Genomic DNA, 23,252 nt, shown 5'->3' with positions numbered 1-23,252 from the left:
TCCTCGGGAGCATCTGGAGTAGTGTTCAATTCGATTAACTCCTTGGCAAACTTTTTTGAAGATCAATTGTTCTAGAGACTACCTCAGATAAATTTTATTTTTCTATTTACGATAAATTTCTTGCTGTCGTAATTCCGCCCGACGGATTTTTCCTGAAGTAGTTTTGGGTAATTCAGATACAAATTCTATTCGTCTAGGGTATTTGTATGGTGCAGTTAGCTTTTTTACATGTTCTTGAAATTCTGCAATAATATTTTCTTTATTTGCATCTTCAGAATTTCGTAACACAACAAATGCTTTTACCACGCTACCACGTATCTCATCTCGACTTGCAACTACAGCACACTCTTGAACTGCAGAATGCTTAGTTAATGCATCTTCTACCTCAAAAGGCCCGATTGTATAGCCAGAACTAATAATAATATCATCACTTCGGCCTTCAAACCAAAAGTAACCATCCTGATCTTTAGTTGCTTGATCTCCTGTAATATACCAATCTCCACGAAATGCTTTTGCAGTTCGTTCTGGATCCTTGTAATATTCTACAAATAATGCAGGTGTACTTCTATGGACAGCAATATCCCCTACCTCACCAGGTTTTACAGGATTCCCCTCTTCGTTGATAATATTTACTTCGTTACCTGGAGTCGGTCTACCCATTGATCCTGGTTTAATCTCCATTCCCATCATTGTTCCGACTAAGAGTGTATTTTCTGTTTGTCCATATCCATCACGGATATCTATATTAAAATATTTTTTAAATGTTTCTATAACTTGACGGTTCAGTGGTTCACCTGCAGAGACTAAGCTTCGAAGTGCGGTTAATGAATATTTTTCAATATTGTCCACCTTTGCCATTAGGCGGTATTCAGTTGGTGTACAGCATAAAACTGAAATCTGGTGGTCTTGTAATAATTTTAAGTATTTGTTAGGATCAAAATTTCCATGGTATACAAAAGCTGTTGCCCCTAAACCGATTGTAGAAAGGAAAGGACTCCAAATCCACTTTTGCCAACAAGGAGCTGCTGTTGCCCAAACCTTATCACCTTCCTTAACTCCTAACCAATTCTTTGAAACAGTTTGTAAATGTGCAAATGCCCATCCATGAGTGTGTACCACAGCTTTTGGGTTACCTGTTGTACCAGACGTATAAGGTAAGAAAGCCATATCATCACGTTTTGTTTTTACTCCTTTATAGATACATTTTTCATCCCTCACTGTATATTAGTTACGGGCCACACGATGATGTTACACAGGAGTTCCACAGGCTTGGAATCCTTAGTCTTGTTCATTCAAACGTTTAATTCGTTTTTCTTCTTTTTACCTCAAATCCGTGAAGTTCAAAAGATCAAAATCATCTGCCTTTGATAAATAGGTATTCCGCCGCTTCACCGTCAGATTTTTTTATACTAATAGCCTTCTCAATTCTAAAAGAAAGGCAGGTTTATAGCTTATATCCGCTAAGTCCCCGAGTCTTCATTAAGTCCCCCTGTAAGGTCGATGTTACTTATAGTTGGCTCATTGAACTCTGTTTTTCTCTTACACTCCCAATAAAATGGTTTGCTGCTTTTAGCACATAGATGTTCTTGTACAACCTGCTTGGATCATAATTATTAAAAGCTGAAGCAATACCAGCTGGACCTATATGGAAATCTGTGATCTAACGGTTACCACTTATTGAACGCTCCTCTTTTCTTTTCATTTTTTAAAAACACTCCGTCATACATAATATATTCTTCAAATCGGGTCGTAATGAAAAATACAGGCGCTAACTCCATGAGGTTAGCGCCAAATATTGAAAAACCATTTTGTTTTTTTAGTGTTGGTGTTTTTCCTCAATATCTTTTACGTTTCTTCTTTTATAGATCCCCTATTTAGGCAACTCATTAAAAAACATGAAGGAGAGTGATATTACCATGCCTGTCGTAAGAGAGACACATGTTATTTATACCATTCAGCCTGGTGATACGTTATTTTCAATCGCTGCACGGTTTGGCAGTACGGTCTCAGGGATTCAAAGAGCCAATCAACTAATTCCGCCGATAACGGATTCAAACTTAATTTATCCTGGTTGGACTCTCGTAATACCTGTCCCTGCCGAACGCCCATTTCGGACCATTTATATAGTTAAGCCCCAAGATGCGCTTTATCGGATTGCCCAGCAATTTTCTACTCATATCGATCTACTCACAGGAGTTAACCGCCTTCAAAATCAGAACCTGATTTTTATAGGGCAACCGTTGTGGGTTCCAGCATTTGTCTACGAAATTGAAGTAGGCGATACATTAACTAGCATTTCAAGACGATTTCAAATCCCTGTTGCCAATTTAATAGCGGCAAACGACGGAAGGCCTGGCTTCTCACTTGATTTAATTTACGTTGGTTTTCGTCTCCTTCTTCCTCTTCCGTCCTCTCAAAATATTGTAACTATTCGTCCTTTACCAGGGGATATTATTCAAAGCGGGGTACGTATTGAAGGGTTTGCAAGAGTATTTGAAGCCAACGTGCTGATGCAAATTCGCGATGATAACAATGTGATTATTTCAAATGAACGTTTTACAACCGCATTGGATGGCCCACCTGCATACGGTTATTTTTCTGGAACGGTTCCCTTCGACCAACCACCGACCACTCGCGGTGGCGAAATATGGGTTTATTCCCATAGTGCAGTAGACGGTAGTATCATAGATCTTGTCCAATTAAGAATCTATTTTATGTAAAGCTTTAGAGAATAAAGATATTAATCTTATTGCATAATTTTAGGGAACCTCATTATAGTGGGTTCCCTTTATTCTTCAATTAACCTCGTAATAGCGTGTTTTCACCTCTGAAATAAACCCGTTACAGGGTTTCTAAGAGCTTCTAGTTCGGTTTACCGTCGACAGAACACTTTTTCATTTAACGAACCCAAAAGGTCTGAATACGCAAGTAAAAGCCTCTAAAGGATATCTTATTTTTTCTATTTCCGCCAAAAAGTTGAACACTCTGCCTTATCCAAAATATTAAACTCGATCATTTTCTCTAGTAATGAGAAATCAACTGGACTATTCCACTTGATCCGTACCAACTCCTTGGTGTGACCATAGCCCGCCTGTACAATTTCATTTGAAAAATGATTAATCCCTACCCTTTCAGGGGCAACAGCCAAATGATGTTTGGCTACGCTAAAGCCAATAATATATGTGCCGTGATCAGTAAACATGGGCTGGTTCCACGCAATTTTTGGCATTAAACTAAGAAATTTCTTAGTTACCCAAAACAAAACTTCTTCCGTTTGGGCCTGATGTTGCGGGTTATCAATACTCGCTAAATATTCTGTAAAAACTTCCATGTTGTTCTCTCCTAAAAATTAAAAATTAGGTCGTACAGATAAGTTTTTCAACCCATACGTATTTAAAACTCCTCACATAATCGCTCAGACACGAATGTCATGATGACAGACAATTAACGATAGAAGGCCCATTTTAAATAGCGTGAGGATATGTACAATAGCTCGCATTATATCGGCGAACTTTTCCAATTATGTCAAGGTTTTCTTCTTCCTCTTGAAATTAGGGTGAAGCGTTGATTTCATCGCCTCCATTAATAATACATTATTCTGGATAGCTGCATCAATCATTGCTCGCGTTTCTCGAGTGTTGGAAGCCAGCGTTTTTTCACTTGAACTACCCACCACTTATCGGCCTTAAGGTAATGAGAATATAGGAGCTAACTCTATAAGGTTAGAGCCTGATTATTGAAGAACCATATTTATTGTTTATTGAGCCCATACCGTATATACCTGATCCACTGACAACTTACTAGAATTGCAGAATTTTTTTTCGCCTTGAATTACTTCAGTTCCTTAAAAAGACGTGGTTCAACGACATTATTGAAAAAATTAAGCGACCATCGAAAATGACAGCTTTTTTTACTATTTCTCCATACTCTATTAAGCTCATAAAATTACTTATCATTTATATCGGGATGGATATTTGTAACACACAACCCCACTCTTTTTCAGGATAGAGGTGTAGAGTTCCACCTAATTGTTGAATTCGCTCATTCATCGCCGAAAGTCCAAAACCATATTTCTGCAACTCCAACGGTTGTCCATCATTTTTAAGGAGAAATCTAACCTTATCCTTTTCAACACTTAACCTAAAATGAAACCTCTTACACTTTCCATGTTTTATGCCATTCGTCAATCCTTCTTTTAATGCTAAAACAAGCGTACTTTTTTGTTGATGCGTCAGGTTGGGAATGGCTGACAACTCCGTATCAATGTGGACGTCTGTATATTTACACGTTTCTTGGATCAGTTCTTGTAACGATGTTTTTAAATCAAAGCTCCAATCATTAGCCTTTAGCATTCGTACTGAACTGCGAATATCATCAATGCCTTTACGAACAAGGGTTTGAGCGAGATCCATTTTGTCTTTCGCTAACATTAGATCTTTATCCATTAAGCGTTTGCTTGCTTCAATTTGTAAAATCGTTGCTGTAAGTGTATGACCGACATTATCATGTATTTCTTGGGTGATTCGGTTCCGCTCCTCTAACGCTGCAATTTCCGCCATCGCTGTGGCACTTTCTTGGATTGATTTTACAAACTGATGGTGAGTTTCCTTTAATTCATTCGTTCTTTCCTCAACTTTAATTTCTAGTTCCTCTGAGTATCTTTGGATCTTTCGGTTAAGCTCTACATATTGACTGATAAAAATACTAATACAAGCTGTTACTAATACATAGTTTGCAATTAGTCCAACCTCAATTCTGAGTTCGGCTATTTGTCCAATAAGGCCGATGATATATATCATGATAAAGCCAGTGACACCCAGAATGGAATATAAAAGCACTTTCCTTTTTGTCTTCACATAAGACAAAACCATGAATATTGAGATTGAAAGCATACTAACCATTAGGAGAACATTCAATCCGACCATAACCGCAACAAGAAATTGTGGCCATAAAGTTAGAACAAAAAGAGCGAACAAACAGAAGGCTCCATAAAGCTTCCACGACCAAGCTACCAGTTTTTTGTACCGTATATCCAATAATTTTGAAAAAAACAAAAAGAAAAAAATCGGGCCAATCATAGATATGAATGCATTTAGATAAAAAAATAGAAGTGCCTCATCCAACAGAATTTGTTTAGTTTCTAACCTTAACAATCCACCAATCGCTAAGGATAAGGCAAAACCTGCAAAAATAAGGGGTAGCGTTTGTTTTCTATTAAACAAATAAAAAATCATTGAAAAGAATGCCATTACTATGAGCCCGATATTTCCAATAATCCGGATAAGATCCGCATAAAGCATTTGTTCTAAAAACTGATGCTTTGCACCAATTGATACGGTTTCTGGAAAATTCCCCTTTAGTTGTATAAACACGGGTTCATTCTCATCAATTGAGATTAGATCCCACCGTCGGTAATTTTGAATTCTTGGATCAGATTCTTTTTCACCATACGAATAAATAAGATTTTGATTTTGATAAACTTCAAAAAATGCCGGTGCGGTATTCAAATATAAGTACGGATCTTTATGGCTATCTGTCGGAGCGTCAACTTTTAACCATATGAAGTTATCAGTGTTGGGGTGATTTGTACGTAAAGGCTTCCAATTCACTTCTTTACTGATTTGTTCAATCGTCCCTTCTCCATCATAGATAGAGATATTACTAGGTAAATAATTAGATATGTTGCTTGCCGTCACCGTATAAAATGGAAGAAGCAACATGATGAAGATCATCAACAATATTCTTTTCCCCATGTTACTCCCCTTTTATGCTCGATGAATTTTTATTTTAACCAAACCGAATATAGGAAAAAAACTCCAGTATCGTTTTTATTTTAATTTAAACTGAAATCTCTATTAAAGCAACTACTTTTCAAGTGAATTGAACGAGACTCGTTATTGTTGACGCGCGTAAATAACATCCTAAATCTTTTGAAATACTATTTTTCAAAAGATAAGGTGAATTGTAATTATATGTTAAAATGAAGAAGAAGTTTGTGAAGTGATGTTCTTATACTAGCAACTAACAAGGTAACGAAACTTGGCTTGTTACACAAAAAGAGTTGATGTAAGGATGGGAAGATGAAGAAGGGAATTTACTTAAACCTAATTTTATTTATTGTATTTTTAGCAGGAACGATAATCACGATATTTATAATCTATAAAGATATTCATTCACCACTTGCTACTAAATTTATTATTGGATACGCAATCTTTCTTCTTTTATATAGTTTGCATTTAATTGTTCAAGCCCTTATAAATATTAGAAATTTGACTTGGATTCAAATTAGAAAAAGAGTGTTTAAGTTTATTATTTTGTTCACAATTTTAAGCGTTGTATACTTTCTTTATTATTATTTTTTCAAACCATCAGAATTGACTATTTGGAATTTTGCTACTCCTTTCGGTTTATCTATTGGGTTAACTTTTTCTGATTTAATGTTTTTCAGAAAAAAATAAGACATCCATGTTACGAAGGTGATTGATTAAGAGATTTAAATACACGTTTGCAAACCGATATAGTAACGAAATGTCATGAAAGTTAGTCTTAATACAAAATTTCAAAAAAATATTTGTCATACATAATAAGGGGTATTGACTATGAAGAATTTTCTTTTAGGAAGTATAATAGTTGTTTTTTTATTATCTTTATTAGGATGTCACCATAACTCAACTTCATCAGATGATTTTAATACACAAAAGGAGATAATACGAGGTTTTGTCGAACCAGAACCATCAAACTGGGTAGATTATATTAAGCCTATTAGAGAATATATGTATCATAGAACTCAAGCTGTAATAAATAATGATATTCAAATTCTATGGCAAAAGTATCCAGAGTTAAAACATAATATAGACCTTGAGCAAGGAGTCAATATAGAGAAGTATGAACTGAAACCCTTAAATGAAGGATTTGATTTGCTAGATGCTAATTACAATATTGAAAGTTACGATCGAATCAAAGTGAAATCAATCAATGAGGATGAAGTAATTGTTTTTGTTCACGGAAGCATTGGTTATTTAAGAAATGATTTTGAAGAATCGGGCGGTGAATATTTATTAAAAATATTCTTAAAACAGATTGATAGTCAATGGACGGTTGTAAAAACTGACGAATACACTCTACCTGAATACAAAGAATGGTTACAAGAAAAAGAGAAGCAATAAATCTTTAGTAAGCTTACGGATACTTCAATTGAATAGACGCATTAATAAAACGCTCAGAGCATTCATCTCTGAGCGTTTTGTTAGTTAATTACATGTTATTTCTACTGTTACTTTAAGTTTAAATCATAAGTGTCCTTTAGGTATTTCTTTACTTCTAGATAATAGTTCCATCTATCCTCTTTGCTGATACCGTTAAAATCTGCACCTTTTCCCATTTGTTGCGCCACTTCTGATACGATATTAACGCGTGATTTTCCAGTGCCTATCACATTAGGTAAGTTGTTTTCTTTTAAAATACTAGTAGCAACTGCTGGTGCAGCAGGACTTTCCTTAATGTTTTCTACAATGAGGATGACGAATGTTAACACATCGTTTTCATAGGTTATAGTTATCTCTTGCTCGCCCAGTGCACTGCTGTCAAAACCACTAATCATTTCTTGAGTGATAGCTACCGTCTCTTCTGTACCATCATTGTACGTTGCTAGTATAGTCACTCCTTCAATTGATAGTTCTTCTGCGCCTTTTTCATAAACGAAGATTTTTGGATCTGAAATAAAGGCTATACTAGTAACCTGTTTGGCAATAACTGTCACCTGAAATTCAGTAGCAACGCCTTCTACTGAGACTGTTATCGTTTGAGTGCCTAAAGTTGATTTGTCATATCCACTAACCATTTCAGCTGTTACTTCCACATCTTTCGTGCTTCCGTCACTAAACGTTACTCTCACGACAGCACCATCTACCTCTAAGTCTTCACCTTCAATATACGTCACTAAGTTTGGTGCTGTTACTATTTCTAGATTTACAGCCTCAATCGGTTGCTGTTTCGCTGAAGTTTTCCCCACCATTTCCAGATCAAATACAATGTCTGAACTACTTCTTCGATCTTGGTGAATTGAAACCGCCAGTACATTTTCACCTTTTCTTAAAAGAGTAGGAACTACTTCCGTTGAATAGTAGTTATAATCTTTTCCTATTGTGCTAGCTGCTAATGTTAAGTAACCAATTTCACCCTCAGGCATATTATTTCTAAATACTTCGACCCCATTTAAATAAACAACAGCCCCATCATCCCTCAAAATGCTTAAGTTTAAATCAAACACCGCGTCAGGATTTTCGATTTCAATTGTCTTTCTAAAATATGTTGTAGGGTATTTATTACTAGAGCTAGGGCCGAATCCGACAGTTGTCTTTTCCCCATTATATCCACCGTAACCAAGTAAGGCTGGACCTGACTTCCATTGACGATCGTCATAATCAGGATGTCTCCAGTCAGTCATTTGATCAAGCGACGTATATTGATTTGAACCGTCATCCAAATACTTCCATTCACTTCCTTTTGCTACAAATGCCTCTTCTGTAAAAATTGTTAAGGTGTAAGTCGTTTCATTTCCGTTAGAATCTGCTACTTTAATAACCGCCTTGCCATTATTCAAAGGAATTTCATTGGATGGTTTGCGATTGGCGACAACTTCCCCGTTTACTGTAATCGTTGTGTCTTCAGTAAATACCGTTGGAATGAGTTTTAACGGCTCTTCTTTACTTCTTTTCACAAAATATTCATAGCTATTGTGTTGAAATGCGCTCGTTAACTCTCCACCTTCGACCTCTAAGTTAGCTAATTCAGACATGTCTGGGGTAAATGTTTGTGCCGCAGTAAACTCCATATCCCAATAAATATCGGAGCTGTTTGGTCGATCTTGTCTAACTTCAGCAGCTAATATGTTCACACCTTCTACTAAATAAGCCATATGCGTCTCATCTAACACAAAAGTTTCAAACTGATTTTCATTAGCGACTCCAAAACCGCTGAAATCTTGTAAGTACTTATTGTAAGGTACTTCACCTTCTGGATGATTAAATCGACCAATTTCTTGACCATTTAAGTAAAGAACGACACCATCATCAATGCCAAACCCCACCATTCCACGATCGCCAATTTTCGATAAATCATCAATAGTAAATTCAGTTCTAAAATAATAGGTCGCGTATTTACTACTGGAATTGGGTCCGAAATCAATAAGTGTGTTTACACTTCCAAACGTCGGACGAGATTCACTAATTGGGTATCCTAGAGGGGCCGCCCCAGTAGACCAAGCACTATCTCCAAAATCTGCAGTTCTCCAAGCGATGCCTTGATCTGAACCGTTATCAAGATATTTCCATTCACTACCACGTTTTAATAGAATAGTATCCTTAATATGCTGTACTTTTAAAATGACTTTGTTACTCGTAACAGCCTGTCCATCTTGTGTCACTTCAGCCCAAACTTCTACTTGTCCATTATAAGCTCGATTTGCGATCGTAACTAAGCCATCAGAGTTAATGTTTAGGACGTCTTCTGGACTCGTCTTGTATTGTAAGCTTTCTGAAGAAACAGGTACGTTGAAGCCGTTCTCGCTTACGCCTCGCAAGCTTAATGTAATTTCATTCGGCACAACAGTAGACGGCGTTGTAGCGAGTGTTTGTTCTTCAGTTGAAAGCATTAGTTCAGACAGTTCTGGTGGTGCGATGGAAGGATCTTTTACGATCGTATACGTATCAACAATCTCCATCGTATCAGTAATATAAGCAGTAATCGTAAAACTATTATCTGTGACTTCTACATGTGAAAACGTTGGGACTCTCGGTTGTGAAACTACAGCTTCATGTGGAGCTGGAGCTCTTAAATTATAGTATTTACTTCCACTAGCTGAGTTGTTCGTAATATACAATGTTCCTGTTGGATTTACGACTCTACCATATGGATCCACGGTTTGTTGAAGTTGAGGTTGATCTCCTAGCATATGATAAGATCTTGTATAAGAATGGTCATGCCCAGCTAAAACAACATCGATTTCAAGCTCATCGAAGACAGGAAAAAGGTTGGCTCTTAAATCTGCCGTTGTACTACTTGTTGAATGATTAGCCGAACTATAAAGAGATTGGTGGTTAATGACAACTTTCCATTCAACATCAGGATGGTTAGCAATTGCTTCTTGCATAAATGCCTTATGACCTGCACCACTTCGAGCATTCGTATTTAACACCATAAAAAGTGTGTTGCCATACGTATAGTAGTGATTACCACCTGCATTGGTTGAAATATATTCTGGCGAATGATTCGGGGTATTGAAGTGATATTGATAGTTGATTTGATTATCATGATTTCCTTGAACTGTACTCATAGCAAAGTTTTTTAATTGTTCTGGAGCGAAATAGCCATCATAATGCGCCTCACTTGTTGCGGTTTCAACTTGATCACCAACAGAAACTAAAAAGTTTACATCTGGAAATTGGTTTAACGAATTATTAACCGTATTGACCCACCCTTGTGCATTCGAAGTAACATTACCCCCTACTCCGATTTGTGGATCACCATACATTAAAAAACTATATTCATCAGTTGCTTGCGTCTTGAATTCATATACAGGACTCCAATGCGCATCATTTCCGTCACCTAGTCGGTAAACATATTCGTTCCTTGGCACAAGGCCTGTTACAACGACTTTATTAGAAGAGAAACCTGTCACAGCGTTAGTAGCTGTACCTTCAAATGTCGTTGCTTGCTCAATTGGGAATTCATTTCCTACCATGTCCGATTTTTCCGCAAATTGAACAACGGTTCCTGTAGGTCCTCGGGGTGAGTACCAAGCAAAATAAAGCTCTGATTCATTTCTACCAGGGTTGATCGCAATACCTGAAATAGAATAAGTAGATGCATTTACAACATCTGTACTTTGAATCAATACATCTTGTTTCTCCATTTGTTCCTGATCCACACTTACCATCTCATTAGCAAAAGCAACACCAAAACTACTAAACATTAATGAAAAGATCATGATGAAAGATAAAAAGAAAGCGACTGAACTCTTATTTTGCATCATATTACTTCCCTCCTCTTATATTGTGGCATCTATTACCGCGGTATAATACATGCACATCTGTAATACTACGGCAATTCCATTCGATAAATAATAGAGTTTCAGTAAATTTTGTATGAAAGAATGTAAATTTAATGAATAGTGTGTAAATTAATAAATTAAAAATTTTACATTTTCAAATCGACGAAGAACTAGCTTAACGATAAGGTTTCTAGCCCGAATCTATCACAATATAACTAGCATCACTTTAGTAGACTTATAGAAAAAATATATCTTTTTTCACTTTTACCCCTTTACCTTTTAAGCCTTTTGAATTCATTATAGACGAAAAGGCTAGTTCAATACTCCTGAAAGGACAAAAACGTTTATTTACAGGAACTTTAGTAAAAATTTACACAACAATTAGTGCTCCTTAACAGTCTGCTTGTACAATAACTTAATAATCGTGCTAGACTCGGAAAGGATAGGATGCATGTTGAAATGTGTAAAACAATATTTCTTATTATTAAGTTCATTACTCGTTTTAGGTCTCATATTGTATTGGTTTAATACAGGAGAAAAAGTCATTTTTAATGAACAAAGTGGATCAGCTTACGTCCATTTTGAAAAAGCGAAGGTCATCGATATTATTAGTGAGGATATAACTAAAGATGATACGATTAGTGGCTTATATCTAGGATCGCAAGAAATTGAAGTAGCAGTTTTAACAGGAGAATATAAAGGAGAAATCCATACAATCAAAAATTACCTCAGTACGCTGTATAATGTTTATGTTGAGCCGGGCTCTCGTATTATCGTCTCTGTAGATACCGCCAGCTCACAGCTGTACATTGTCTCAGTTTATAATCATTACCGAGCACCTATCCTTTACGGTTTAATTTTTGCTTTTATCACCATTATGGGGATTGTTGGCGGACAAAAAGGACTGAAAACGATTGCGGGAATTATTTTTACCGTTGCGATCATCATATTTTTATTTATACCGATGTTGTATAAAGGCTATTCACCGATCTTTTCATCCGTATTAATTGTAGTCCTTGCCACCTGTGTGACGCTATTTCTACTGAATGGATGGAGCGCAAAGACAATATCAGCTATCGTTGGGACGACGATTGGCGTAATTATCGCTGGGGTGATTTCTATTTTATCTGGACACTTTGCCCGTGTAACAGGATTTAACACCTACGAAGCAGAAACGTTAATCTTAGTTGCGCGAGAAACGAATATGCAAATTAGCGGGCTGCTATTTGCGGGAATACTTATTGCTAGTTTAGGAGCGATCATGGATATTGCGATGTCAATCGCCTCGTCCGCTCAAGAAATTCATTCCAACAACCGCAAAATAACTAATAAAATGCTGTTTCAATCTGGAATGAATGTGGGCCGAGATATGATGGGAACGAGTGCAAATACGTTGATCCTTGCCTTTACAGGAACATCTTTAAATTCAATCTTAGTGCTTTATTCTTTAAATGTACCTTACCATCAATTAATGAACATGGACCTTATAAGCATCGAGATTATTCAAGGAATTGCTGGGAGTATTGCGATTATTTTAACGATTCCTATTGTCGCATGGATCTCCTCTCGACTCATCCCTGTATTTGAAAAGAAGAAACAATTGAAGTTAAAAAAGACTTCGTGAGCACAGAAAAAACAGTTTTCGTTAACATACTTAGATGGAAGATTACCCCTTAATGAGTTGATTTTTATCAACTAAACACTGTTACGCCAAAAGAGGATGCCATATTGGACACTTCCATTTTCATTTTTTAGAAAAATAAAGTTGTTCTTATACAGATTTTTTATTGTTTACACCGCCTAATACAATGACACTTTTTTCATAATAAAGTGAAACTTCAATCAGTGAGGGGGTTCCTCTTCCCCCACTGATGGTTAGTTGAGGCCCACACGATGTCTGTCGGTCACACAGACGTTGCCACAGGACGTGGCGCATTTAGTCTGTGTTCATTAAGCTTGTACTGGCAGTTTATCCCCACTTATCCTTCTTTGATTCCTCGAAGTCTTGAAGTGGGGGTATTACAGCTAGTTGTTGCGGGATAAAATGAATTCAACCTTACTGCGCGTCTTCTGGAATTTGATTAATCTCATCCTCTAATTGTCTTGAGCGTTTGGCATTTCCTTCAGCAAAATTCATTAGGCGATTTTTTAATACGTCATCATCGTGAGTCCGTTCAGCTAAAATGAGATACGATTTCATCATTTCTTCCTCTTGTTTAAGATTTTCCTTTAAGATCTCTTCTCTTTGATCTTTTGAAATTTGATCTTCACGATCACCGTCTCGGTCGTAATCTACATCATGGTTGTATGTCATAGTGGACACCTCCATTTTCATTTTTAGAAATTGAAGGGTTTCTTATACCATTTTTTTAACGCTTCTCTTCATCCGGAAAACCTCATGATGTGTTAACCGTCTTATCCTTGGTCCTTTAGAAATACCTTCCCTGGCAATTGTTATAATCAAGTGAAACTTCCATCGGTGAGGGTTTGCCTCTTCCCCCACTGTTGGTTAGTTGAGGCCCACACGATGTGGCTCACACAGACGTTGCCACAGGACCTGGCGCACTTAGTCTGTGTTCATTAAGCTTGTACTGGCAGTTTATCCCCCACTAATCCTCCTTTGATTCCTCAAAGTCTTGAAGTGGTTGTATTACTGCCAGTTGTTGCGGGATAAAATTTTTGCTAATGATAAAAAAAAGTGTCGTTTATTATGTAGTCATCATATATTCTCATTGTGTCCCGTTTTTAACTTTAATTTTTTATAAATTAGTTGATCATTTTTATTTACCATGATCCCAATAAGTATCAACATAGCTCCAAAGAACATCTCTAATGTAACTGGTTCTTGGAGAGAAAAATAGCTAGCAACTATACCGGCAATCGGAACAAGCAAGGAAGCATTCGTTAATGTATTTGTATCTAGCTTTTCTAACAAATAAAACCAAACGGAAAAACAAAATGCTGAAGCTAATATCCCAGTAAAAAGAAGTAAGGATATGCTTGTTACATTCACAATAATTGGTTCATTTCTTTCCATTAATAAAGCTGCCAAAAATAACCCGACCATACCAAACAACATTTGATACGTTGTAACTGTTAACTGATTTTCACCAGCAAAAACCTTTTTATGGTAGATGTTAGCGGCAGCCCAAATGACTGCTGCTAATACAATGAATCCTTCACCCATTAGAACCATCATATTTTGATTTTTCCAAACGTCTATACCAATAACAAAAGAAAGCCCCACTACACCTAACCCTACTCCGACACCTCTTATCCATGAAACTTTTTCGTTTAAAAACTTGCTAGCAAGAATGGCACTCCAAAGTGGCATAGAATATAGAATAACTGATGATTTTCCTGCATCTACAAATCTCATTCCTGTCATTACAAAAATATAAACTAAGGTAGTTTGAAATATTCCAAGTAAAATAAGCGGTCCCCAAAGTTTTTTTTTCGGCCTAGGTACTCTTTTCCAAAATAGGATGAGCAGTAACGTTAGAGCACCTATAAGAAACCGAAAAGCTGAGAAGGTAAATGGGCCTGTATATTCCAATGACATTTTCATTGTTACCCATGCATACCCCCATATAAGAATTACTGATAGAAGTAGTAATTTATTAGATTGATCCGTTTGAAGAAAGCTTTTTGCCTTATTGAAATTTACAAGTTTATTCATTTTCATGTTTCCTCCCTGTACAAATAAAATATATCCATTATTTGGAATTACTTTTGTTTGTACACTGTAGTTAAATTACACCTAAAGCGTTCAGAAAAGTGGCTTATTCAACAGACTTCTCTTACATGGTGTTAAAGTATATCTTCCCTTTCGATAATTAAGTCAATAATTCCTCTTATTTGTACTTATTAATTGTTAGTTTGAACCAATCGGGCACTTACTGAGAAAATGACTGCTATACTACTATAAAAAAATCCAATCGCCTCTAAAAAGGGACGATTGGACCGCGGTACCACCCAGATTTATGAATCATATATTAAATCACTAAAACCATACTAAATACAAGTCAAATTTGTTCAACTATCTTGTATTATTTATTTTCAGCAATCAACCACCGCATGCTTAGATGCACCAAATGCTGCTCCTGCAATAGCTACTTTTCCATCTAATTTCATATGTATGACCCCCTAGTTTATTTTCGATATCTTACTCCCTATACTTTAACTGTATTACGTACATTGTTATAGTTACTTTCTATCCGATACGGGTTAATGTGAACAAATACTTTTTTTATATCCCTATGGTTAGCTAATAGACCCTGTTTGACTTTCTTTGAAATAAAATGCCCCTCCTCTACACTTATATGAGGATCTACACTCACTTTAATATCGATGACAATGTAGTGTCCATGTGTTCTAGCCAACAACTCGTCAACTCTTTTCACACCTTCGATATTAGTTACCGTCTTAATGTAAGGTTTCGTTTTTTCAGGACCAAGAACTTGCTCCATCATAATGAGGCTTGATTCCTTTGCCAGTGAGAATCCTACTTTAATAACCAAGATGGATACGACCAATCCTGCTAATGGATCTAAATAAATGAATATAGGATAGTTATACTGTTGACCTAAGATGGCACCCAGTACACCTACAAAAGCTGCAATTGATGATAATGCATCTGAACGGTGGTGCCATGCCTCTGCTAGTAACGCTGAACTGTTAATTTTTTTTGCAAGACGATACTTATATTGAAACAGCACTTCCTTTACGAGTATCGAAATAATAATAGCGCCTAATGCTATCCCTTTGGGAGCAGGAGGTATTTCACCAAAAATTATTTTTAATGAAGATATCGCTATTTCTACACCAATAACGATTAATAGAATAGCGACAATGATCGTCGCAATATTTTCGGCTTTTCCATGCCCATACGGATGATCTTTATCTGGAGGCTTTTTAGCCGTACGTAATCCTGCAAGAACGGCAATTGAGCCTACTACATCAGAAGCTGAATGAGCGGCATCTGCTATTAAAGCTCGACTTCCCGACAACCAACCGATAAACCCTTTCATTATTGCTAAAACTCCATTTACAACTATTCCTATCCATGTTGCAACCTCTGCTTGTTTAAAACGATCATCCATCTATATACACCACCACAAAATTAATGAACTATTCCTCTTTTTATGCTTTTTTATACTATCAGACCAATATCGAGTGGGTCTACAGCAACGTTTTTGCGGGGTGACAAGTTATATAACACGAGTAAAATAACTTTCATTCATTATATTTTTTTGCCTTAAGTCAAAATTAATCGAATAAAGTGAAACATCCATCAGTGAGTGGGTTTTCCTCTTCCCCCACTGATGGTTAGTTGAGGCCTACAAGATGTGGGTCACACATACGTTGCCACAGAATGTGGCGCCTTTAGTCTGTGTTCATTTAGTTGTTACTGGCAGTTGTTACCCGATAAAATAAAAGACACCTCAAATGAAAAGAGATGCCCTAAATAAATATTTTTTTGTGCAAATTTATTGTGGTAAATAATCTAATTAAACTGTTGTTCAAACAGAAGAACGTTCAACTGTTCCTACCGCTAATCTACGAACAACAACTGACAATGCCTCGATGCAAACAAGAAATTGAGCTACAAGTAAAATTTGACAATGGTACGAAGCTAGAAATTGAAAGATAAGTGTACATGAATACGGTGCTTACCAAGTCAAGGTAAGCACTAATTGTTTAGTCTAGTAAAAGGAAGAAAATACCCTTCACCCTCTACGAACATGCATAAGTTGACGTAAGTATACACGCCTCATTTATAATACTCAGGTAAAAGCTCCTTTAACCAGGGGCATCTGTTAAATCATCTATGTCAGTGGAGCCAAAAACTAATAAAAAGAGAAAAATTGCGAGAAAGATTCCACCTGTTAAACCTATTCCGTCAAAACCTTTTCCCTTATATTCATTACCATAATCATTTATTTTTTTCTGCTCATTATTTATCTCCCTTTTTCCATTCTCTTCTGAAAAGCATCAAATACATCATCAAGTGTCATATCTCCATTTTCTTCGAGAAAATCAGCTAAAGCATTAGATTTATCATTTCCAGTCGTTAAGTATTTTCCAAGTAAAGTTACAACTACAACTGGCGAGCCGCGAAATAGCTCAACCGAATCGACCTTTAGTTTACCCGTTAATAGTAAAGCAGCTGCGATTAGATCTAAGTTTTTCCCTTTGAACAAATCCTGGATCGAACATTCTGTAATAGGTGGATTTTTAGAGTATGAAGGTTCAGAATTTGGAGATTGTTGATATAGTTTTTCATTATTTCCGTATCTTCCGAACAACATAAATCCCCCCCTTCTGTACAGTTTATGTTTTGTGTGCTCTTATGTGATAGTGAACTACCCACCACTTACCACCCTTACGGGTTGTTTGAAGTGGGGGCTTCTTGGGTAATCGCCACTTTTGGTAGCTGACGAATTTGACCAAGCTAACCCTCTTGTTCCAAGAGTTTATATTTGCATTAGGCAGTTGCTAATAAGCGTATGCCTTCTTTTTTGATATTTAGCGCCGAATTGTAATCTCTATCAAGATTTAGCCCACAATCGCACTGATAGGTACGTTCCGATAATCGTATTTCTCTTATCGAACCACAACTCGAACAAGTTTTAGTAGATGGGAACCATTTATCTATTTTGACAAGTTGTTTCCCTTGTTCTTTTAGCTTGTAGTGTAAGAAAGAAGTGAACATTCCCCAACCGTTATCAGCGACACTTTTCCCGAATTTTAGAGCTTGTGACATCCCTTTCATATCCAAGTCCTCGATAATAACCGCATCATAAGATATAACTAATGCTTTCGATTGATGATGTAAGTAGTTTTTTCGTTGATTGGCGACTTTTTCTTGGATTTTAGCCACTCGAATACGTTGTTTGTTCCAATTTGAAGACCCCTTCTTTTTGCGAGAAAGTTTACGTTGTTCAATTGCTAATTTATCAATCATTTGTCGATAGAAACGTGGGTAATTGGCTTTCTTACCTGTTTCACTATCAACAAATAACCCATTCATCTCAAAATCTAAACCTACAACATTTTCAATGTCCTTACTCTTAATCTCTTTTTCGTACTCTGTGAGAATGGAAATATAGTATTTTCCTGATGAAGTCATAGAAACTGTACAAGATTTGATTGTATGGTCAGAAGGAATGTTTCGATGTTGTTTGATTTTCACCATTTTTAGTTTCGGTAATTTGATATGACCATCCAACAACTGAATATTCCCATTTACGACATTCGTTGTGTAGCTTTGGTTATGTCGCTTACTTTTGAATTTTGGAAACTTTGCATTACCTTTGAAGAATGCTTTGTATGCCTTATTCAAGTTTAGTTGTGCATTTGCTAGGGCTAATGAGTCTACTTCTTTTAACCATGCAAACTCCTTTTTATATTTAGCAGGAGTCGGATGCTTCACCTTTTCCAATGCTTCTTTATCATCTTTCAGGTTTTCGTACGTTTCTTTTCGTTCGGCTAACATTTTATTGTAGACAAAACGAACGCAACCAAAAGTTTTGCGTATCATCAAAGCCTGTTCATCTGTTGGATACAGTCGAAACTTATAAGCCTTGTTTTGTTTAGCCATATCAAATCACCTCACTTCATTCCTTGATTTTCAATATAATTTTTCACCATTTCAATAGGCGAACCACCAGTAGTCAATAAACAAAAGCTTCTTGACCAAAACATTTCTTTCCACAACTTTTTACGAACATGAGGAAAATCCTTCTTGATGAGTCTTGAACTTGCACTTTTGTAGGCGTTGATAAATTTGGACAATTCACTATTAGGTTGTGCTTTGAAAAGAATATGTACATGGTCAATATCATGGTTCCACTCGACTAATGTAATATTGTATTTCTCACTCAACGACACGAATTTATCTCTTGCATAGTTTGAAATAGTATCATCAATGACCTTTCTTCGATACTTCACAACTAATACAAGGTGATAATACATCAAGAATACTGAATGGTTATTACTATCTAACTTCATTGTTATATCAATCCTTATTCTTTATAAGACTGATTATAACATAACGAGAAAAAAGACAAAAGAAAAAAGCCCAACCGAAATTCATCTCCCCCTTACCGTTGGGCTACGCCCTTCACACGCTTGAAGAGGGAGACTTCTTTCGGAAAGACGTTAAAGTATTAGAATAAAGGTGGAGAAATCTGGATTAAGGAAAAAGAGATATTTAACATTGTTGCTTGATCATCTTTCCTTTCTTTTTCCCCGATTATTCTTACTAAAGGATGAGAATGAGGCTAGGATAAAAGTGCTTTAGTCAAAGAAAAATCCGAACTACGATTCGAAATTCTTCGGTTAGAATTTGAATTAGTTCGGATTTTTGTATTTATAGGCTTCTTTAACCTGCTATTATTCGCTTTTAAATTGAGCTTTTTGGTTATGTCCCAGCCTCTTTCTTTTTATGCTTCATTTTAAGTATCGCTGTAAAAAATGCTATTAATTTACGTTCCTTATCGTGTCTTTGTCTTGTCTTAACTCATTCGGGCGTTGGTCGAAAAAAAAGACAGCTTCGGTGCCACGACTCTTTATTCATCGGGAACCGTCCCTATTATTAGGAGCGACTAGCTCCGACAGCTAACAGATCCTCTGGTTCTTTGCTTTGAATAGCTTTCAAGATATTTTGTCCTGGATGGAATTCATAACGCTCATTTAACCATTTCGCGAATGCTTTTAACGAGCTAAATAGATCTTTTACTTGGGTTTTACTCATCGTTTCATATAAGTCCACATACTGTACGGATATCATATGCTCCCAAAAAGTAGGACTACATTCTTTCCAGCTCGTGACAGACGATTGTTCTAATAAATACTGTAAATCAAATAAGCTACCTCGATATTTTCGCACCGTCGCTTCACTTTTACCTACCGTTTTTTCTTTATAAAACTCGAGAAAGTCGTTGGCAAAAAAGCTGTTTACGCTAGTTGGCGTGAAACCAAGCTCTTCTAAAAATGGAATGTCTTCTTCTCGAACAAGGTTATTAACGTTTTTAAGGGCTGAGCTTCTGCTAGCGCCCCCCGTCACAAATGGTGATAAAGGTAAATTGAGTTCTTTTCTAACCGTATTAAAATCAGCTGTTACTTCTACCTCACCTATCTGGCGGTACACATTTTTATACAAATCATATTCTGATTGCTTTAACCAAACATCAGCTACATCTTCCTGACCTGTTTTCATCAAAGACCGTAGAGAATGATGATCATACATTGGAATTGGTGCATTAACATCTAACAACACCCGATTTTGTGCATACAGTGAGAAGTAGCGTGGAATACTTTTGTCCATCGATACGACCATGTTTAAAACTTCGGCATGGAACGGTATCTTTATCTTGTTTTCCTCCACTTTCAAAAGCTTGACGGCTACTTTCTTCTCAAGTAACGTTTGAAATTCAGAAACTCGGTCTCCTAATATACTTTCGAAGCGTAACTTTCTATTTTTCACTGAGATCATTCCGTAGACCTTTCCAAGACGAAGGGGCATAGCTAATTCACTATCTTCGTAAAGTTGCCATTCCCCAATCCAACTAAATTGATATTCATTTTGTTTATGATGATCTAACTCAAAGTGTTTCGATAAATACGAAATGACTTCGTCTGCCGTACTTTCAATTTGATAAAGGACCTTATATTCAGTGAGTTCTTTTTCCTGCATCTCGCCTGTTTGGTTTTGAGCTGAGAGCAATTCACCTAGCAGTTCAGGATAATACGACATCATCACTTCTTGAGGCGAGAGATTTGTTTGCTTGGAAAGTTCTTGTATTTTCGTCGCCACTTGACTTACCTGTCGTGGGCCAACGAATATTTTCACTCCGTTGAAATAATATGTATGATTAAATAATTCAAGTAATCCGAATGTACCGTACCACGGTATTGGTGTTGAAATATTTTCAGAATGCGCAGAAACTGGGTATTGTTCCTTCGTTAACATATCTTCAAACATAACAACGTTCTCTTTCCACTCCACCGCTTGAAGTAACTTCGGTTGCAACTCTACCCAAGTTTTGGCCATTTGGGAATCAGCTGTTGTACTTTCATTGGAAAACCACTCAATTGTCCGCAGTCCATTTTCACATCTATGGAAGAAATACAACCAGAATCGAAAAGTTGAATGCTTAACCTTCGGATCGATTTGATAGTTACTACGTTTATTAAACTCTGATTCCAAACGAACCAGCTCTTGATAGGGTATGTTTTTATCAACAAATGCTTCTAATTTTTTCACTAGATTGTGTTTTTGTTGCCTAAAGCGTTCTTCCACCACTTCATGCATTTGAATGACATTTTGATTGTTCATACAGCACTTTTTATACTTTTTTCCACTACCACATGGACATGGTTCATTACGACTTACACTCATTTTCGTACTCCTTTATTTCTTAAATGATGATTAGACTTCATTATTTTAGCATAAATGAGAAGAAAGCACCTGTCAGGAAAAGGTAAAAGCGTATCACCTTTTGTGTTATCATTTTCATTTGTCATGATAAGGTATACAACGAATGTAATGTTTATCTGAAACTCCACACGAATAAATTCGGTGGGTTCTAGGTACTTGAGGTACTTCTTCTATACCTATGAAAGCTTGATATAGATACTCATTCCGTTCCCTTAGACTTTCATGGACAAGGCTTGTTCTAATGAACTACCTTAACGTCCTGTCGGCTCGTTTCAAAACCGTTTATTTGAACTGAATGCCCTACAAGCCCATGCTTGCTAGGGTTTTCGTTTGCTTTAAGCGTTCGATTTCTTTATTGTGCAATTCCTTGAATATCGCCCAATACTCCACACATCGCTCTCGATCAATCTCTTTCAAATTGTCCTTCACGTTCATAATGAGGTACCCACTATACAAATCTCTTTGAACTTTCCCACACTCAAATTCATTCCAACGCTTGCTCACAGGCTTTTTCACATACGAATGATCAAAATGGTTATATTGACTTGCTTTTACTTTGTACGTGTCAATCTCTTGAAGCTCTTTTCCTTCGTACTTTAATTTGTTATCAAGAATGGTCAACAACATACTAGGAGCCTTATTCGCTAATGACTTTCCGAAACGCTTTTTACGATGGATACGACCTGTTTTTTTATTTACGGTGGTTTGTTTTGCCCTTGCTTGAAGTCCTTTGTAGTTCATGGTCTCAACCTTAATATCGTCACCTAAAGACAATATCCAATTTGCCATACGGTTATGGTCTTGCTTACGAATATCAGCGATTTTACGTTGTCGTTCTGCTAACTGACGTTTCGTATTGAGGTAGTTGTTACTGATCATCCATTTTTCCTTCGTTCTCTTGATGGTTCCATCAGGATTGTATTTATGAGGGTTATTCGCTCGTCGTTGTCGGTCTAATTTTCGGAGAAGAATACGCTTTTCACGTTCAATGTTATTGATATTCGGAGCGAGTTCAAGGAGTTTGGCTTCATCTTTACTAACGACAGCTATGGTTTGAGTGCCTATGTCTAGCCCAACTTTCCCTTCGTTATGTGGTTGTTTGAATGGACCCGTCGCTTTATCCATTTTCTTAGGCGGAACACCATCAAGGACGAACTGAACAAAATAACGATCTTTTCCACGGATGACTTTACGGACCATTCGGCAATATTTGATTTTATCAAGTAGTGCAATATGGGCGTATTCATCATGATCTTTAATAACAACAGGAATGATTAAACCATTCCAATGGATATGTTCATCCATATAACGGATACCACTTTTGTTCGTTTTTCCTTCAACCGACTCTAGCTCACCTTTTCGTTTAAAATGAACCTTCTTAGCATTTTTGTCATACATGAACTTCTCAAATGTTTTCCAAGCTCTAGTCGCAATTTTTTGAGAAGTATGAGCATCTATATTTTTCTTAAAGTGATGTTGCATCGGCTTCACAAACGCATGAAGGGAGTACTCACTTAATTCGTACCCCTTATTTAACTGTTTAAGTGCCTGAGTACGTTCTTTTGACTTCGTTTGTTTTATCCAATACTTAAAGCCTTTGTCTTGTTTTAATCGTTTATAACGTTTCAAGACTTCGCCTAAACATCCATTATAGATATTTCGAGCCATCTCTAATCGTTTAAACAACCTATGTTCTTGCCATGCTTCCGTTTTTAGTGGAAGGTTTAAAATATACGATTGTTTAGCCATACAATCACC

At 36.6% G+C, this 23,252-nt stretch carries 15 protein-coding genes and 2 pseudogenes; 4 read left to right on the top strand and 13 right to left on the bottom strand.

Annotated elements, in window-relative coordinates:
- Window positions 1-102 precede the first annotated feature (102 nt).
- A pseudogene (locus tag BK574_RS02780) lies at window positions 103-1,185 on the bottom strand (AMP-binding protein); the annotation flags it as partial.
- A gap of 731 nt (window positions 1,186-1,916) precedes the next feature.
- On the opposite strand from BK574_RS02780, the gene BK574_RS02775 reads away from it, so the two are divergent.
- Window positions 1,917-2,720, top strand: coding sequence for a LysM peptidoglycan-binding domain-containing protein (locus BK574_RS02775; RefSeq protein WP_078427401.1), 804 nt, complete (start codon window positions 1,917-1,919; stop codon window positions 2,718-2,720).
- A 239-nt stretch (window positions 2,721-2,959) separates the two neighbouring features.
- Here the strand turns inward: BK574_RS02775 and BK574_RS02770 are convergent, their stop codons facing one another.
- The 3 genes and pseudogenes from BK574_RS02770 to BK574_RS02765 all read right to left on the bottom strand — a co-directional run bounded on the left by BK574_RS02770 (window position 2,960) and on the right by BK574_RS02765 (window position 5,753).
- On the bottom strand, window positions 2,960-3,331 hold the full coding sequence (locus BK574_RS02770) for an iron chaperone (protein WP_078427400.1): 372 nt from the start codon (window positions 3,329-3,331) through the stop codon (window positions 2,960-2,962).
- A 148-nt stretch (window positions 3,332-3,479) separates the two neighbouring features.
- Window positions 3,480-3,658 (bottom strand): annotated as a pseudogene (locus BK574_RS28170) (oxidoreductase); the annotation flags it as partial.
- A gap of 298 nt (window positions 3,659-3,956) precedes the next feature.
- Window positions 3,957-5,753 (bottom strand): sensor histidine kinase, encoded by a 1,797-nt coding sequence (locus BK574_RS02765; protein WP_078427399.1) that lies wholly within the window; start codon window positions 5,751-5,753, stop codon window positions 3,957-3,959.
- Window positions 5,754-6,599: 846 nt separating this feature from the next.
- Between BK574_RS02765 and BK574_RS02755 the strand changes: the two genes are divergently transcribed.
- A complete protein-coding gene (locus BK574_RS02755; RefSeq protein ID WP_078427397.1) occupies window positions 6,600-7,166 on the top strand; it encodes a hypothetical protein in 567 nt (188 codons plus the stop codon).
- Window positions 7,167-7,273: 107 nt separating this feature from the next.
- Here the strand turns inward: BK574_RS02755 and BK574_RS02750 are convergent, their stop codons facing one another.
- On the bottom strand, window positions 7,274-11,032 hold the full coding sequence (locus BK574_RS02750; protein ID WP_078427396.1) for a bacterial Ig-like domain-containing protein: 3,759 nt from the start codon (window positions 11,030-11,032) through the stop codon (window positions 7,274-7,276).
- Window positions 11,033-11,501: 469 nt separating this feature from the next.
- On the opposite strand from BK574_RS02750, the gene BK574_RS02745 reads away from it, so the two are divergent.
- Window positions 11,502-12,674 carry a YibE/F family protein gene (locus BK574_RS02745; protein ID WP_078427395.1) on the top strand — a complete coding sequence of 391 codons (1,173 nt, stop codon included), beginning with the start codon at window positions 11,502-11,504 and terminating at the stop codon, window positions 12,672-12,674.
- A 432-nt stretch (window positions 12,675-13,106) separates the two neighbouring features.
- Here BK574_RS02745 and BK574_RS02740 read toward each other — a convergent pair whose 3' ends face one another.
- The 3 genes from BK574_RS02740 to BK574_RS02730 form a co-directional block, all read right to left on the bottom strand.
- Window positions 13,107-13,364, bottom strand: coding sequence for a hypothetical protein (locus BK574_RS02740; RefSeq protein ID WP_078427394.1), 258 nt, complete (start codon window positions 13,362-13,364; stop codon window positions 13,107-13,109).
- A 405-nt stretch (window positions 13,365-13,769) separates the two neighbouring features.
- Window positions 13,770-14,729, bottom strand: coding sequence for a DMT family transporter (locus tag BK574_RS02735; RefSeq protein ID WP_142247872.1), 960 nt, complete (start codon window positions 14,727-14,729; stop codon window positions 13,770-13,772).
- Between the two features lie 493 nt (window positions 14,730-15,222).
- Window positions 15,223-16,152 carry a cation diffusion facilitator family transporter gene (locus BK574_RS02730; protein ID WP_078427392.1) on the bottom strand — a complete coding sequence of 310 codons (930 nt, stop codon included), beginning with the start codon at window positions 16,150-16,152 and terminating at the stop codon, window positions 15,223-15,225.
- Window positions 16,153-16,529: 377 nt separating this feature from the next.
- On the opposite strand from BK574_RS02730, the gene BK574_RS27290 reads away from it, so the two are divergent.
- Complete coding sequence (locus tag BK574_RS27290; RefSeq protein ID WP_218970529.1) at window positions 16,530-16,703, top strand: hypothetical protein; 174 nt, start codon at window positions 16,530-16,532, stop codon at window positions 16,701-16,703.
- A 307-nt stretch (window positions 16,704-17,010) separates the two neighbouring features.
- On the opposite strand, the gene BK574_RS02725 is transcribed toward BK574_RS27290, so the two are convergent.
- From BK574_RS02725 to BK574_RS02705, 5 genes are all read right to left on the bottom strand, one after another.
- Window positions 17,011-17,361 (bottom strand): hypothetical protein, encoded by a 351-nt coding sequence (locus tag BK574_RS02725; protein ID WP_238457927.1) that lies wholly within the window; start codon window positions 17,359-17,361, stop codon window positions 17,011-17,013.
- Between the two features lie 176 nt (window positions 17,362-17,537).
- Window positions 17,538-18,653: an RNA-guided endonuclease TnpB family protein gene (locus tag BK574_RS02720; RefSeq protein ID WP_078427391.1), complete on the bottom strand. Its 1,116-nt coding sequence runs from the start codon at window positions 18,651-18,653 to the stop codon at window positions 17,538-17,540.
- Between the two features lie 11 nt (window positions 18,654-18,664).
- A complete protein-coding gene (tnpA, locus tag BK574_RS02715; RefSeq protein WP_078427390.1) occupies window positions 18,665-19,063 on the bottom strand; it encodes an IS200/IS605 family transposase in 399 nt (132 codons plus the stop codon).
- Between the two features lie 586 nt (window positions 19,064-19,649).
- Complete coding sequence (locus BK574_RS02710) at window positions 19,650-21,455, bottom strand: SEC-C metal-binding domain-containing protein (protein ID WP_078427389.1); 1,806 nt, start codon at window positions 21,453-21,455, stop codon at window positions 19,650-19,652.
- Between the two features lie 339 nt (window positions 21,456-21,794).
- Window positions 21,795-23,243: an RNA-guided endonuclease TnpB family protein gene (locus BK574_RS02705; RefSeq protein WP_078427388.1), complete on the bottom strand. Its 1,449-nt coding sequence runs from the start codon at window positions 23,241-23,243 to the stop codon at window positions 21,795-21,797.
- Window positions 23,244-23,252 lie beyond the last annotated feature (9 nt).

This window comes from Alkalihalobacterium alkalinitrilicum, assembly GCF_002019605.1.
Taxonomy (GTDB): domain Bacteria; phylum Bacillota; class Bacilli; order Bacillales; family Bacillaceae_F; genus Alkalihalobacterium; species Alkalihalobacterium alkalinitrilicum.
This window is presented reverse-complemented; position numbering and strand designations above follow the sequence as displayed.

Coding starts and splice junctions, on each gene's coding strand:
- BK574_RS02765 (WP_078427399.1), bottom strand. CDS start 5,753: ATGGGGAAAAGAATATTGTTGATGATCTTCATCATGTTGCTTCTTCCA.
- tnpA (WP_078427390.1), bottom strand. CDS start 19,063: ATGAAGTTAGATAGTAATAACCATTCAGTATTCTTGATGTATTATCAC.
- BK574_RS02725 (WP_238457927.1), bottom strand. CDS start 17,361: ATGTTGTTCGGAAGATACGGAAATAATGAAAAACTATATCAACAATCT.
- BK574_RS02705 (WP_078427388.1), bottom strand. CDS start 23,243: ATGGCTAAACAATCGTATATTTTAAACCTTCCACTAAAAACGGAAGCA.
- BK574_RS02770 (WP_078427400.1), bottom strand. CDS start 3,331: ATGGAAGTTTTTACAGAATATTTAGCGAGTATTGATAACCCGCAACAT.
- BK574_RS02775 (WP_078427401.1), top strand. CDS start 1,917: ATGCCTGTCGTAAGAGAGACACATGTTATTTATACCATTCAGCCTGGT.
- BK574_RS02720 (WP_078427391.1), bottom strand. CDS start 18,653: ATGGCTAAACAAAACAAGGCTTATAAGTTTCGACTGTATCCAACAGAT.
- BK574_RS02740 (WP_078427394.1), bottom strand. CDS start 13,364: ATGACATACAACCATGATGTAGATTACGACCGAGACGGTGATCGTGAA.
- BK574_RS02735 (WP_142247872.1), bottom strand. CDS start 14,729: ATGAATAAACTTGTAAATTTCAATAAGGCAAAAAGCTTTCTTCAAACG.
- BK574_RS02750 (WP_078427396.1), bottom strand. CDS start 11,032: ATGATGCAAAATAAGAGTTCAGTCGCTTTCTTTTTATCTTTCATCATG.
- BK574_RS02745 (WP_078427395.1), top strand. CDS start 11,502: ATGTTGAAATGTGTAAAACAATATTTCTTATTATTAAGTTCATTACTC.
- BK574_RS02730 (WP_078427392.1), bottom strand. CDS start 16,152: ATGGATGATCGTTTTAAACAAGCAGAGGTTGCAACATGGATAGGAATA.
- BK574_RS02755 (WP_078427397.1), top strand. CDS start 6,600: ATGAAGAATTTTCTTTTAGGAAGTATAATAGTTGTTTTTTTATTATCT.
- BK574_RS02710 (WP_078427389.1), bottom strand. CDS start 21,455: ATGAGTGTAAGTCGTAATGAACCATGTCCATGTGGTAGTGGAAAAAAG.